The sequence below is a fragment of the Gilliamella mensalis genome (assembly GCF_900103085.1).
Taxonomy (GTDB): Bacteria; Pseudomonadota; Gammaproteobacteria; order Enterobacterales; family Orbaceae; genus Gilliamella; species Gilliamella mensalis.
This window is the reverse complement of sequence record NZ_FMWR01000007.1, coordinates 14491-29384: the sequence shown is the minus strand read 5'-3', so window position 1 is coordinate 29384 and position 14894 is coordinate 14491. Positions and strand designations below refer to the sequence as shown.

Below are 14894 nucleotides of genomic sequence, written 5' to 3'. Positions count from 1 at the left end.
GGGAACGTTCCCATTTATTAATTTAGCAATTCAATCTATGCTTAATTTCAATTAAAAAATAGCCAGATTATTGATAAAAATAAAATGATGTCGGCTGAGTTTTTACCGGAAAAAGGGGATGTTATTATGGCTACAGATTTAAACATAACCACAGAATCAATCGAGCAACTAATCGATTTTGTTGGTGGCAGTAAAAATATTGCCAGTGTCACCCACTGTTTGACAAGGTTAAGGTTTGCGCTGGTTGATCCCAAGGTAGCCAAGATTGACGCTATTGAAGCATTACCCTTTGTCAAAGGGTGTTTTATAAATGCTGGGCAGTTTCAGGTGATTATTGGTACCAATGTTGATCGTTATTATAAAGTACTCATCCAACAATTAAATCTTAATGAGGCAAGCAAAGAGCAGACCAAAGCCGCAGCCAAACAGAATATGTCGATTTTTGAAAGGTTGATTTCTAATTTAGCCGAAATCTTCATCCCCCTATTACCCGCTTTGATTGCCGGTGGATTATTGCTGGGATTACGTAATGTGATTGGCGATATGCCATTTATTGATAACAAACCACTTACCGAAAGCTACTCTTGGTTAGTGCCGATCTACAGCCTGCTTTGGCTACCTTGCGAGGCGATTTTTCACTTTTTACCCGTTGCCATTTGTTGGTCAACCACGAAAAAAATGGGTGGTTCGCCGGTGCTTGGTATTGTGCTTGGCATTACGTTAGTTTCTCCCCAGTTAATGAACGCCTATGATCTTGGTAGCAAAATACCCGAAGTGTGGGATTTTGGCTGGTTTACGATTGCTAAAGTGGGCTATCAAGCACAAGTGATTCCGTCGATTTTTGCAGGACTGGCTCTTGGCTGGATCGAAACCCATTTACGAAAAATCGTCCCTGATTATTTAAATTTGGTAATTGTGCCTATTGTTGCGTTACTCACTTCGGTCTTTTTAGCCCATTTTATTTTAGGTCCAGCGGGGCGAATGTTAGGCAATGGCATGGCTGATATTGTTAAATATTTAATGACGGGAAATTATGCTTTTATCGGTGCAGCCATTTTTGGTTTTATCTATTCACCACTGGTGATTACCGGTATTCATCATACGACGCTCGCAATTGATTTACAGATGACCAATAGCATGGGTGGAACACCAATCTGGCCTATTATCGCCCTATCCAATATTGCGCAAGCCTCAGCGGTAGTTGGTATTATTTGGGTTAGTCGAAAACAAAATGAACGTGAAGTGTCAGTACCCGCGGCAATATCGGCCTATTTAGGGGTGACCGAGCCGGCCATGTATGGCATTAATTTACGTTATAAGTTCCCGATGTTATGCGCAATGATTGGCTCGGCATTAGCTGGATTAATTTGTGGTTTAGCAGGCGTGTTGTCTAATGGTATTGGCGTTGGGGGATTACCGGGCATATTAACGATTAAGCCGATATATTGGTCGATTTATGCCGTTGCTATGTTGGTGGCAATTGTGGTGCCAATCGCTTTAACCTCAGTGGTTTATAAGATAAAACTGAAAAAAGGCACATTAAATATTCGCTAAGCAATATTCAATAAATGGTGACAATTCGCTGTTGTATTAAAAAACAGCAGGCGATTAACAGATTAACAAAAGAGTACACAATGAACAAAATCAATATCCCTTGGTGGCAAAATGGCACTATCTATCAAATTTATGTCAAAAGCTTTCAAGCCAGTGGCACCAATTCAACCGGTGATTTGCAAGGTATTATTCAGCGCTTAGATTATTTACAGACTCTGGGGATCAGTGCAATTTGGTTAACGCCAATCTATCCATCCCCACAAATCGATAACGGTTACGATGTGTCGGATTATTATGCTATCGATCCAAGCTATGGCTCAATGGCTGACTTTGAATTACTGGTAAAACAAGCACACAAGCGAGGGATGCGAGTAATGATGGATATGGTGTTTAATCACACGTCAACCGAACATCCTTGGTTCAAAGCTGCTTTAGATAAAAATAGCCCTTATCGCTCTTTTTATATTTGGAAAGATGCCAATGCAGACGGGCACGAGCCTAATAATTGGGTATCGAAATTTGGTGGTAAAGCTTGGCAATGGCATCAACCATCAGGGCAGTACTATTTGCATTTATTTGCTAAAGAGCAAGCTGATCTCAACTGGGAAAACCCAACCGTTCGCAACGAAATAAAAAAAGTATGTCAATTTTGGGCCGATAAAGGGGTAGATGCACTCAGACTGGATGTGATTAATTTAGTCTCAAAACAGCAAGATTTTCCTGATGATGATAAGGGCGATGGTCGTCGATTTTATACCGATGGACCCCGCATCCATGAGTTTTTACAAGAGATCAGCCGTGAGGTATTTCAACCCAATCAACTCAAAACAGTCGGTGAAATGTCATCCACCACATTAGAAAACTGCCAAAAATATGCCAATTTAGACAGCAAAGAGTTGACCATGACCTTTAATTTTCATCATCTCAAAGTTGATTATCCTAATGGGAATAAGTGGTGTTTAGCCAAACCAGATTTAATCGAACTTAAAAAAATTATCGGTTACTGGCAAACGGGTATGCAGGGTAAGGCGTGGAATGCAATTTTTTGGTGTAATCATGATCAACCGCGCATCGTCTCGCGCCTTGGCAATGAAAGCCAATATCACACACAATCCGCTAAAATGCTTGCCATGCTACTGTATGGTTTACAAGGCACACCTTATCTTTATCAAGGTGAAGAAATCGGGATGACCAACCCCCATTTTACCGATATCACCCAATATCGCGATGTAGAAAGCCTTAATATCTATCACGAAAAACTTGCGCAAGGCATGGAAAAACAGGAAATCTTAGCCATTTTAGCCAGCAAATCCAGAGACAATAGCCGAACGCCCATGCACTGGGATACATCAGCCAATGCCGGCTTTACTCAAGGAAAACCATGGATTGAGGTTGCTAACAATTATCCGCAAATCAATGTCACAGCGGCACAAAATGATCCTGATTCGGTATTTTATTGCTATCAAACCTTAATTAAATTACGCAAACAGTATGCCATTTTTATTTTTGGTGATTATCAGGATCTAACGCCGGATATTGCCGATTATTGGTGCTATCATCGCCATTGGAATAACCAACAATTACTGGTGATAACCAATTTAACCGATAAAACACAAACTTGGTCATTACCAAAATCGTTACAACATCAAAATTGGCAGCAGTTATTAAGTAATTACCAAGATAACTCACCGTTAGGTACTGAAATAAGGTTAAGACCTTATGAAGCTATATATTGGTTACAACAAGCGGATTAAGCAAGTGACACGGGCAATCAATACCTGATTGCCTATTTTTTATAAAATTATAAAGAGCGTGTTATAAAAACTTGCACATATTAACCAAATGTTCAGCTCAATAAATATAAGATTTCAGGATCGACCTTCATTGATAGGCATTAACTCAACCATAATTGCGTTTAACGTAATAAAAAATAGGGATATTGAGTTATTCTACTTGTTATTTTTTGTTTTATGCGGTTTTGCATTGCAACTATTCCTTTAGGTTATTTATTTTACTTTATATCTAAATTTTTAACGCTTTTAAAGCCTTTTGTCTATTACCTTTAACAAATCATTGAGTATGATGATTTATAATTTAAACGGTATAGAATCCTGAATATTTTTTACAAGCTCATTAATTATTACTATCACTTAGATCTAAAATGTGACTTACCAGTCGGTAAAAATGTGGTACCTGCTTGAACGTCTAACCATATTTGACGGCAACGTTGACGTCGCTTTATTTGGCAATAGTTGGCCAATACCAAAAATCCTTGTAGTTCCATTATTCCCAAAAAATAACGCTGCCACTTAGCGGCGGTATCGGTATTAATCCCCAATTGCCGATTAATGGTTTTAAATGTCTCACCTTGTAGCAATAAATCAACAAAAGGCAACCACAGTTCACAATGAGATAACTTATCAAGATAATACTTTTTCAGTGGATTGAACGTCCGTCGACAGGTTCGGCAACGAAAATTAAGACGGTACCCAATGCGAACTGTGCTCAGCGATCCACAATAATGGCAAGGCATAACTGACGTACCAAGTAGCTCGGTCAGCCATAACTTAAATGCCTGAGCTTGCCGAGACACTTCTGCTGGCGTTGTTTGTGCAAGGTTAAGTACCACTTGATAAAGATCAGGCTCATACTGCGCTAGCCACTGACGAATAACGTTATCTCGCCTTTGAGCAGCTCGCGGTGAAAGCTGAAATTTATTGGCAATCAAGCTATGTGGCAGAGCAATTAACGTCATGGGCGCAATATCAATCAGTAATGCGACAGGTTTAAGGCGTCGACATAATGAACTTGCTGCGATTAACGCTGGCACTTGTTGCAAAAATCGCTCAGCAGCAGAATGCTGCTCGTTGGGTAAAATAGAGTGATACATTGTTGATCCCCTTTGAAACGGTATAGACTCCTGAATATTTTTTACAAAAAATATAACCTAAAAACTGAACGGATGGAATTATTTGATTAACAACTGCCCAGCATAAACAGAATATGCTATATTATTTTTCGTGTGATTTTACAAGGCGATAAGATGGATATTAAACTAACCAAACATGACAAACGTTATATCGAAGGCACTGATGACGTGTACGGAATTATGCAGCGTGTGTTATTGCGTGAAAACAAAATCGACCAAGAAAAGGAACATCTTTGGATCATTGGTATGAATCAAGCCGGTTATATCCTGTATATTGAACTAATTGCGCTTGGATCGTATAAATCGGTCAACATTGAACCAATGAACGTGTTTCGTGTGGCGGTGATGAAAAACGCCTCTCGCGTGATTTTGGTGCATAATCACCCGTCCGGATCGCTGATCCCCTCAGCGGCCGATAAAGACATCACCGATCGCTTAATTCAAGTTGCCCATATTTTAAATATCGAGCTTACCGACCACTTAATTATCACCCCAAAAACCTATATCAGCTTTCGCAGCATCAAACTTATGGAAGAACTCGAACAAAGCCTGAAATATGTTCCGACTTACCAAGTGGTTGAACGCATCCGTAAACAAGAAAAGCAAATTGCGAAAGAAAAGTTAGCGGTTGAGAGAGACAGCTCAGCAGAAAGCAAAAGCAGAGAAAGCTCGTCGAGAAAAAGCCGAAACTGAAAAGAAAATACTGATTAATGCGTTACTGGAAAAGGGCGTATCGATTGAAAATATTGCGAAGATTTTGGGCATTACGGTGAGGGCGGTTAAGGGGATTATTAATTTAAAATAATAGTACATTTTATAAACAAACTGATTGCTTTTAAAAATAAAAAATCATAATAAGGAATATAGAATGGCAAATAACCAAAGTGGAGCACAATCATCTAGTCAAGAATCCCAAAAGAAACTTACCTTTGAAAAACTGACACCGACACACCTTTCTGATGATGAAATGCACGGTTATACCCAAGCCCTTGATTTTGTATTCCAAGAAGATGATTTGCTTAACATTGCTATTACTGGACCATATGCCGCAGGAAAAAGCAGTGTGATTAAAACATATGAAGAAAATCACAAAAAGCTTAATGGCATCCACATTTCACTTTCCTACTTTTCGCCCACATTAGAATCAAAAATTAAAGGTAAAAAGAAAGATCATGAATTAGCCTTTGAAGATGAATTAATGTTAGAAAGGAAAATTATCAACCAACTTATTCATCAAATCGAGCCAGACAAAATTCCTGCAACCGAATTTAAAGTAAAAAGTGAATCAACAATTTTAACTAAAGCAATTTGGGCGGGAGCTATTACGTTTATTCTCTCTTTTTTAATTTTTATCGATAAAACTTGGCTAACTAATTGGCAAAGTGAACACAATAATATTGTTTTACTATTGATAATATTTTCTTTTTTTTTAATTGTATATTTCATTTTTTATAAAATACTTGACCTGCAAAGCCGTAACAACCTAATTAGAAAACTGAAAATTTTTGAGAATGAAATTGATATTTCATCATCGGAATGTGATGTTTCTTATTTTGATAAGTATTTAAATGAAATTATTTATATTTTAGATAAATCAAAATTAGATTATATCGTTTTTGAAGATATTGACCGTTATGATGATAATTTGATTCTTAATAAATTAAGGGAACTCAATTACACTTATAATAAAAAACAGAGTAAAAACAAACCAAAACCGATTAAATTCTTCTATTTAATCAAAGATGAGATATTTGAATCAAAAGAGCGAACAAAATTTTTTGATTATATCTTACCGATTGTGCCGGTTATGGATAACTCAAATTCATTAGGCAAAATGGATGAACTGTTTAAAAGCCAGAATATTTATAGTGATTTTACTAATACTTTCTTGGATATCCTTTCTGACTACTTAGATGATATACGACTGATAAAAAATATTTGTAACGAGTATATCATTTATAAAACTAAATTAGCCCACAGTGCTGGTTGGTTTAAAAATGAAAACTTATTAGCCATTATCATTTATAAAAATATTTTTCCAGCAGATTACGCTTTAACGCGATTGGGGTTAGGGCAAGGTGTGGTTCATCGAATTATTGAATCATTAAAGCAGAAAAAAAATGAAGTTTATCAAGAACAAATAAAAAAGATTAATAATGAAATTCAGTTGAGAAAAGAAAAGATTAATACAATAGAAACCTATCATCTAAAAAACCTTGATGAGCTAGACGCTTTATTTATCAATATCCCACAGGATATTAAAAATGAATATCATTATATAAATCGTGACGATATTTTCACATTAAACTCAAAAGAGTTTATTTATGCCTTAAAGAAAAATAATTTGCTAATCAATAATCGTTATTCAAAAGATCATTATTATTATCATGAACATGACTGCAAACAATATTTTAATAAGCTTGAGCAAAATTCGGAATACCAAGAAAGGAAGAAACAAATTAAAATTATTACCACAAATAACAAATTAACACTTAAAGCTGAAATTAAAAAATTAGAACAAGAAAAATCACAATTAAAATTACTTAAAAAAATCGCTGAAATTATTAAGATTAAGCAAAATAATGGTGTTGCGGTAGATACATTATTTAAAGAACATATTGGCAAGGAAACAGAAGATATAACAGAAAATAAAAAATATGAACAGTATAAAGCTGAGTATGAAAAACTATCATCTTCATGTTATTTTCCTCTTTTACGTGTACTGATTATTCAAGGTTATATTGATGAATATTATAGTGACTATACCAGCTTGTTTGACGAGCAAGGATTGTCCAAAAATGACACGTTATTTTTGCGTAATATTAATGAGTATATCAATACTGAATGGGAGCTTGAATTAAAAAAACCGGAGATAGTTCTACAAAGATTGAATGCAGATAATGCAAATAGGTTTACTGGGATTTCTGTTTTAAATTACTCTTTATTAGATTATATCTTAGAAAAAAGTAAGACAGACGATTTATCTCGATTTATTACTATATTAAAGTCATATTTTAAAACTGATTTTGTGAATGAATATTTAGCTAGATACTATGCTTTCTTATTAAATCAAGATACTAGTTATGCACCAAATTCTCTATATTTATTTATAGAAAAATTCAACGAACAATTTCCCCAACTATGGAAATATATTAATCTTTTCGACCAAAAACTTTATGTTTATCTTTCGTTTATCCATAATCAACCAAAAGAGATAAATAAAATAAATGAAGACGGTGATTTAAAAAAACACATTGAAAATTCAACTGATTTTTTATTTATTGATGATGAGTGGAGTACGATTTTTGGACTACTTAATCAGAAGAATTTGAGAATAATAGATATTGTTTTTTCGGAATTAGACATTAAATTCAAACAAATTGATATGTCAACACCAAAACTATTAGAATTAGTTGAAGAAAACAATCACTATCAACTAAATTATATTAACGCCAAATATATATTAGAAAATCAATATAATCTGGCTCATTTTGATGGTCACATTATTCAAACTATACTGGCATTAAATGATGATGCCCCAATTAAATTATATTTTCAGAATCAGCCTGAAGCGTTAGTTTTATCTATCGCTCAATCCGATATCCCAACGATCGATGATAGTGAACAGACTGCATTATTTATATTGAATCATAATGATATCTCTTTGGCGGTTAAAACCGCCTATATCGATAAACTTGCCACCATTATGACTAATTTAAATGAAATAACCGATAAGGACGTTTGGGATAAGCTACTTGAAAAGCAAAAAATAGCCTATTCAGCAAAAAATATTGTCCACTATTTCTTCAATTATAAACTAGAAGATGAGGAAGAAGATGAAGCTGATGGTAAAAGCGAAACAAGAGTAATCAATGAGCAGCTCGTCCATTTTATCAATCAAAATACTAAAAATATCTCATCAAGCGAGGCGGATCTAACAAGTCTAATTCCTAAAGACGATGAACGAAGTCTATTTTTTAGAAGAATAACTATAAATTTAAGTTTAGATGATACTAAGTACCGCATGTTAATATCATGGTTTAATGGTAGATATTATATAGATTTTAATTATCAACATATTGAAAAAACAAAAATATCAATTCTAATTAAGCATAAAGCGATTAGGCTGGGAGTAGAACAAGATCTGAACTTTATAAGAGAAAACTATCCAGACAATATTTTAGAACTTATTACCCATAATTTTGAGGAATATATAAATAAACTCAGGGAGGATGATTCTTTAATTAATCATGATGAGATAATAAATCTATTATCAACAGATTTAAGTGTAGCGCAAAAAACGTTATTGTTAGGTTTAACAAATGATCCTATTTCCATTAATTATGCAAAGGATTCAGTAGAGCTTCAAAAGCACATTTTAGAAAATAATTTTAATACTGATGATTTAGCCATTATCACGAATAATCAATACTATAATTCCACAACTAATGTCATAAAAAATAAAGTAAAACAATTATGCATAGAATATACAAAACAAACTAAACAAATTAAGTCTATTTGTTACAACTTATTAATTGAGTTATTCACATGTGAAGCGTTTTCATTAGATGATAAGTACACCCTATTATGTAACCATATACCGCATCTAGATGCCAAAAAAACATATAAGGCACTGAAAACAATAGAGCAAGATGCTACAAATCAAAGTTTTTTTTCAAACCTATTTATCGCTAAAAGACCAACTTTTGAAAATACAGCTTTGAACCAAAAAATAATCGAAGAACTGAATAAGAAATGGCAATTTAAATACAAAGTAGAAAATAACAAAATTAATGCTTATGGGCAAAAATTAGTTAGAAACTAAATTGATTTATTGGCGTTTTTATTTTTTTAAGCTGTAACAGGGTTACAGCTGTTACGTTATTTTGCCCCCACTTTGCAAAAATCGCTATTTATTGAGCGTGATTCGATCATTACATCGATAATCGCATGTTAAAACCTGATACGCGTTTACTCTGTATAACGTAGGGCTTTACGCATATATTTAAGGCGTGCTTTGCCGTCAGATATAAAATAAGTTCCATATTTAACAAGTCCGCCCTCTTTGAAATGACAAACTAGTTCATAAGCTAATACCATTGTGTCAGTATTTTTTTCATCAATATTAACCTTAATTGATGCAAGTCTGGGTTCGTATTTTAATAACGTTTGCTCAATGGCTCTCATTAAAATATAGGCAGATGAGGGTAAAGCTTGAAAGATAGTAGACATATCAGGTAAACCATAGTCTGGCAGGTGTTTTATCGCACCTGCTCGGCTATTTAAAATACGTTCAATGTTATCCATCACGCTAATAATTGTCTGTTCATTTTCAGGCACATCATCAACTGCGATGCCTGACTCAAAATAACCGTAAAGTTGGTCGTATAGTGACGCGCTCATTTACTTTCATCCATCAGTGTGATTTTATACTGAATTGCGTTTATTTGGCGGGATTTATTGATATTTAAATCGTCTCGTTTTAAAACAATCCGCCAGTTATTCTCTTTTATATTCGGCTCTTTATAAAGTGCAGCGATACCTACTACCTTAGCCTTTTTATCAAATGGTGCATCGATAGAAATAGCGCTATTGGGTTTTAGTACTATTTCTTTACTTGCCAGCAATGACTCTTTTAGTACATCACTATCTTGATCAACTAGCTCTTGATAAGAAATAGAGTTAAATGTGTCAGCCTCTTTTAATTGATATATACGGATAACCACAGGCGAGGATTTGCCATCATCATCCATATTTAATTCAGATCTTGCTGTAATATCTAAATGCAATGTTCTTACATCCCATGTAAAAATAGAGTTACTTAAATCGACCGCTTTTTCCGAGGCACTTTGTGCAATGCCACATCCCGTTAGCCATAGAGTTAATAAGATCGGATTAAGTACAGTAATTATTCTCATATTTATTTTCCTTTTTTAGATTATGCTGCATAACTAATCCCACAGTAGCATCCTAAATTTACAGCAATTTCATCTTGAATTGACTCACCATTTACAGTTTTAGTAAATGATGCTGTTTGTCCTAGTCGACTATTTTTAGGTATAAGTTGGCTACGAGGTAAAAATTGGCGTTGGATATAAAGTGTCATTTTGGCATCAACTTGATAACCTAAGTAAGCTCGCAATAACGCCAATAAATCACCATATAATTGTCCACCTGGTAGTAAATCTGCAATCTGGCTTTCATGTTGTGGTGTAATTGCAATATGGACTGTTTGATTGCACTCTCTAAAACGAGATCCCAATATGGCGCCTCCATCTAAAGTAGCTCGTTGCTGTCCTTTTCCGCCCAACTGCACAGGATTATCAATCGATTGCCAAACTGGATAAAATTCACTTACCACAACTTTGGCATCGTTGACTAATACTCTAATTAATCCGATTATCCCTTCCGATGTCCGTGTTTTTTGTGTAATTAAACCTAATAATGCTAAAAAACGAGACAGTGGTGAGCCAATTTGTTTGCTCGTTCCTTCTATACCAAATCCAGTTAATCCAAGTAAACATAGCGATATCGGATCTTTTCCACCGTTTAAAAAGCTTGATGGATAATGATATTTTAGCCAAATCCGATAAAACTGGGTGATGACTCGATGATTAAAGATATCTAAAAAGTCTGTCATCACTTGATAGTTTTCTTCTCGACGAATAATATTATCAAGCAAGCCTAATGGTAATACAGAATCAACACCATACAATCCTAAAAATCGAGTTCTAACTGTAGTTGGACGATTAATATAAGGCGCCCTCTCTATGCATTTTAGCTCACTGGCAGGAAATGACATATCGATAGATGGCGCAAAGCGCAGAGGATCAGCTGTAGGTGTTTCGTACTTACCTAATACCGGTTCATCTGCATACATTTGCTCTAGTAACTGGCAAAAACGATAAAAATTTATTTTTGGTAGTTTTTTTTCAAGAGCCAGCATTAAAGGGCTGTTTTCGATGCTTTGCTGTGGTTCCATACAATTTTATTTCCTGTTGGTAAAACTATAACCGCTAATTGTGTAAATAAGTTAACATCGGCATATAATGCAAAAAATTGATGTAACAACTCCCCAAAAAGCATCACATCACCTTCACCAGTAAATTGGTAACTATTAATTGTTACCTCAATTTCTATACCGCGCTGTAACATTCCTTTTTCGGTACGTTTAATCATTCGATGAGATACATCAACTATGCCTTCTAATCGCCGACGATTTAATTCGTTATCTGTCCAATCATATAAAGCAAGTGTTCCACGTAAGACTTCTGCATTCATTAATGACAGATAATTAGGCGCTAAATGAGATAGTACTCGCCAATAAAAGCGATCTTCTGTAGGTGGATAGCAAGGTAACGTTGGAGAACATAAATTTTTCACTTTAGCAATACTATTTTGAGCGCTACACAGCTCATTAATTCGGGCATTACGTAATGCTTTTCGTGGTAACATACCATTAGTACCGGTTATTCGTAATGATAAAGTTTCGGTCTCAACCACCTCATGCTTATCCCAAATCTTTCCGCCCAAAATTAACCAAGTATCATGTAAACCTGAAGCGCCTTTGCGGACTCGGGTATGATAGTACCTTTCTGGGGCATCATGTCTTAGCATACCGCCACGATGTTTAAAGCTGGTAAAAGGCACATAGCGATAACGTCCATTACGCGTGATGGCTTCCACATGCTCAACCGAATAAACCTCTACATGACCATCTTGACGAAGTAATGGACGAAGCAAGTATTCGCTCTCTAACTGATTGACAACAATAGGATCAGCTTCCATATCAAATAAATTAATGACAGGCACACAATGCAAGCGAATATTATTATGATCAAAAGGCATATCACTTGGCCAAGTTTGGTTCAGCAATAGTTCAATATCAATATACTGGCATAGTGCCGGCACATCACGCATATTTAATCCATGTAAATCAACAAACATAAATTTTTCACGAAATGCAAAATACTCTAATAAAAGTTGATATCCTGCAAAAGCATTATCTGGCTTTAACCATAAACGTTCATCTTCAGTAAAACCAACTGGGGTTATTTTACCTTGTAAATTTATACGTTCTTCAGGTTGCGTTGCATAACGCACATACATTGATGCAACCTGCTGCGTTAACATATAATGTAATGTCGAGGCAATCGGCCCATCTGCATTCAAGTATAATCGTAGTTTAGACAAGTCAAGTTGTTCAAAATCAGCTAATTCACCAAAACTTAGACGAAGCGTAATCATACTTCGACCATCATGATTAAGACCTAGTTTCGCCTGACTAATTTTAATCGGCTGCAGCGTTACCGTTTGTGTCGTGCGATATGGACATCTTGTGCCTACCTGTCCCAATGGCTCAGTCTGTACTTGTAATCCCTTGGGAATGACTTCTGGACGAGATAATACACCATAATTTGGCGTTAACTCGATAATAGATAATGACGGAATTAATCGCAAATAGTGAGGCCAAAGTAAACTCACTAGGCTTTCGGTAAGTTCAGGTAAATCATCATCAATTTTTTGGCGTAAGCGCCCAGTTAAGAAGGCAAACCCTTCAAATAACCGCTCCACATAAGGATCACGATCCCCTACACGATCTAAATTAAGTTGACTTGCTCTATCAGGATGAATTTTCGCAAATTCTTTGCCAGCTTCTCGCAAATAGCGCATTTCTGATTCGTAATAACGTAAAATTAAATCATCCATTTTTTATCTCTTTATTTTTCATATTAGTTTGATTATTTTTATCATTGATAAAATTACATCACACTTAATGCCCTAGCAGGATCTAACTGGATTAACTCTTGCTGTAATAACTCAACTAACTCTAGTAGATGTGGCGTTAACATCTCTTTAGATTTACTTTTCTGCTTTATTAATCGTAATAAACATCGCTTAACATCAAATAGCAACTCTTGTTCCCACTGTATTAAAGTCAAGGATTGCTGTTGATTATTTAGACCAATTAATAAGTTTAATGCGATATCTTGCTTACCAAATTGTTCAGCAACTCTTGCTTGTGTATATTGCAACAAATAGCGCTGCTTAGGCGACCGCAATAGTGGCAAATTTTGTAACCATTGAAACGCTGTTTCTAAATTTTCAGCATGAGCAAGCTCTAAAGCTTGTTTTTCAATTTCATTCCAATCATCATCAGCAGATACGGCAATAGGTTGCATACTGTCGCCATCATCTAAATGATGAATACGTGCATTATTTGCAATCCAATTTAATGTGTCATCATCAGCAAATGGCATACCATTTTCAAAACAGAGACGTTCAACACCATTTAACCGTTCTAACATTAACCCAATATCAGCCAAATAAATATCCGCCCATGATTGATAAGGCTGTCCCATTTTTTGTAGCGACATCACCGTTGCTCGTTGCAAATCTAACCAAAAATGATTAGCATTTTCCATAAAAGCAGTTTCAACACGTTCAAAAAGTTCTGACCATTGCTGTTGAATAACTAAACGGCTAATATGCTGTTTAAGTTCATTTCTTGGCGCTGGTAGCCGTGTTCTTCCTCGATGATCGGCTGGGGGTAAATCAATAATTGTATCCCACCTAAGCACTCGCAAAAATCGACCAGCAGCAAGATAACCTTCTGGTTTTTCACGTAAAAAAGTGGCCATTTTACGAGCATGATCGAGCAAATCACGTTGAGAACCAATTTTTATTTCTGTTATATTTCTATTAGATTGTAATTGCGGAGAGCTCGACGCTGTGATTGAAGGAGTCTGCTCTACATTAGTTGCCTCAACAGAAAGATTTCTATCACTCTTTTTTATACCATTATTAAAAAAATGGACTAACGCTGATAAATCAGGAGGGGAAATAGGTTGATTTGGATCACTACTTACAAACAACTTTTGGCTACAGCTGTCAATCTGGTTCAATGCAATAATAATGCGTGTCAAGCAAGATTCAGGTAGAGGTTGCAATTGAGTGAGTGGCTCAACAAATCTTGCATTGGCAAGCCACTCCACAGCATTTTTACGAATATTATGCCGTGAAGGGTAAATTGATGAACCAAATTTATCTAATAATCCAGCTAATAGCTCAACACCATCAGCAAATCCTTCTGCTCCATCTATATGTAATCGTGCCAAACAATAATAGGTTGCAACCCGAATATCTTTACTATGTTGTTTTAATATGATTTCACTTTCAGTAACAATCAGCGAATAATCAATTCCAGATAATTTTGTAATCTCTTCTTTAATTTCCTGAAATGTATCGTGATAGGTTAAATCATCACCCGCTGGTTTGTCAGCTGTAACTGGTTGCAACCAATCATCCCAACGTTGATTTAACTCAGCTGTGACTGATTCACTAGAGGTTTGCTGCCCCAAAAAACGATTCAATAATTGGCTAAACATGATAATAATCCATTATTTTAATT

At 35.3% G+C, this 14894-nt stretch carries 10 protein-coding genes; 4 read left to right on the top strand and 6 right to left on the bottom strand.

The features are described 5' to 3' along the window. Positions 1–126 precede the first annotated feature (126 nt). Positions 127–1554, top strand: coding sequence for a PTS trehalose transporter subunit IIBC (gene treB / locus BQ5209_RS03095; protein WP_085247247.1), 1428 nt, complete (start codon positions 127–129; stop codon positions 1552–1554). 80 nt (positions 1555–1634) lie between these two features. Beyond that, complete coding sequence (gene treC / locus BQ5209_RS03090) at positions 1635–3308, top strand: alpha,alpha-phosphotrehalase (protein ID WP_085247111.1); 1674 nt, start codon at positions 1635–1637, stop codon at positions 3306–3308. Between the two features lie 392 nt (positions 3309–3700). Here treC and BQ5209_RS03085 read toward each other — a convergent pair whose 3' ends face one another. Beyond that, a complete protein-coding gene (locus tag BQ5209_RS03085) occupies positions 3701–4444 on the bottom strand; it encodes a hypothetical protein (RefSeq protein ID WP_085247110.1) in 744 nt (247 codons plus the stop codon). Positions 4445–4597: 153 nt separating this feature from the next. Here BQ5209_RS03085 and BQ5209_RS03080 point away from each other — a divergent pair, with 153 nt between their 5' ends. Together BQ5209_RS03080 and BQ5209_RS03075 are read left to right on the top strand one after the other, a co-directional pair. Continuing rightward, positions 4598–5176: a JAB domain-containing protein gene (locus BQ5209_RS03080; protein WP_085247109.1), complete on the top strand. Its 579-nt coding sequence runs from the start codon at positions 4598–4600 to the stop codon at positions 5174–5176. A 175-nt stretch (positions 5177–5351) separates the two neighbouring features. Continuing rightward, complete coding sequence (locus tag BQ5209_RS03075; protein ID WP_085247108.1) at positions 5352–9308, top strand: YobI family P-loop NTPase; 3957 nt, start codon at positions 5352–5354, stop codon at positions 9306–9308. A 146-nt stretch (positions 9309–9454) separates the two neighbouring features. Here BQ5209_RS03075 and tssE read toward each other — a convergent pair whose 3' ends face one another. Genes tssE through tssA form a run of 5 tightly spaced genes read right to left on the bottom strand, consistent with a single transcriptional unit; the run spans position 9455 to position 14871 of the window. After that, positions 9455–9886 carry a type VI secretion system baseplate subunit TssE gene (gene tssE, locus BQ5209_RS03070; RefSeq protein WP_085247107.1) on the bottom strand — a complete coding sequence of 144 codons (432 nt, stop codon included), beginning with the start codon at positions 9884–9886 and terminating at the stop codon, positions 9455–9457. Continuing rightward, positions 9883–10401 (bottom strand): type VI secretion system lipoprotein TssJ, encoded by a 519-nt coding sequence (tssJ, locus tag BQ5209_RS03065; RefSeq protein WP_085247106.1) that lies wholly within the window; start codon positions 10399–10401, stop codon positions 9883–9885. Before tssJ ends, tssE begins: the two co-directional genes overlap by 4 nt. Before the next feature lie 20 nt (positions 10402–10421). Then, positions 10422–11465 carry a type VI secretion system baseplate subunit TssG gene (gene tssG, locus BQ5209_RS03060; RefSeq protein WP_085247105.1) on the bottom strand — a complete coding sequence of 348 codons (1044 nt, stop codon included), beginning with the start codon at positions 11463–11465 and terminating at the stop codon, positions 10422–10424. Continuing rightward, entirely contained in the window at positions 11429–13192 is a 1764-nt protein-coding gene (gene tssF, locus BQ5209_RS03055) for a type VI secretion system baseplate subunit TssF (RefSeq protein WP_085247104.1), read from the bottom strand. Before tssF ends, tssG begins: the two co-directional genes overlap by 37 nt. Positions 13193–13245: 53 nt before the next feature. Continuing rightward, entirely contained in the window at positions 13246–14871 is a 1626-nt protein-coding gene (tssA, locus tag BQ5209_RS03050) for a type VI secretion system protein TssA (protein WP_085247103.1), read from the bottom strand. Between the last annotated feature and the right edge of the window lie 23 nt (positions 14872–14894).

Excerpts from the sequence above, each read along its gene's own strand:
- tssF (WP_085247104.1), bottom strand. The coding sequence starts at position 13,192 with ATGGATGATTTAATTTTACGTTATTACGAATCAGAAATGCGCTATTTG.
- tssE (WP_085247107.1), bottom strand. The coding sequence starts at position 9,886 with ATGAGCGCGTCACTATACGACCAACTTTACGGTTATTTTGAGTCAGGC.
- BQ5209_RS03080 (WP_085247109.1), top strand. The coding sequence starts at position 4,598 with ATGGATATTAAACTAACCAAACATGACAAACGTTATATCGAAGGCACT.
- BQ5209_RS03075 (WP_085247108.1), top strand. The coding sequence starts at position 5,352 with ATGGCAAATAACCAAAGTGGAGCACAATCATCTAGTCAAGAATCCCAA.
- tssG (WP_085247105.1), bottom strand. The coding sequence starts at position 11,465 with ATGGAACCACAGCAAAGCATCGAAAACAGCCCTTTAATGCTGGCTCTT.
- treC (WP_085247111.1), top strand. The coding sequence starts at position 1,635 with ATGAACAAAATCAATATCCCTTGGTGGCAAAATGGCACTATCTATCAA.
- BQ5209_RS03085 (WP_085247110.1), bottom strand. The coding sequence starts at position 4,444 with ATGTATCACTCTATTTTACCCAACGAGCAGCATTCTGCTGCTGAGCGA.
- tssA (WP_085247103.1), bottom strand. The coding sequence starts at position 14,871 with ATGTTTAGCCAATTATTGAATCGTTTTTTGGGGCAGCAAACCTCTAGT.
- tssJ (WP_085247106.1), bottom strand. The coding sequence starts at position 10,401 with ATGAGAATAATTACTGTACTTAATCCGATCTTATTAACTCTATGGCTA.
- treB (WP_085247247.1), top strand. The coding sequence starts at position 127 with ATGGCTACAGATTTAAACATAACCACAGAATCAATCGAGCAACTAATC.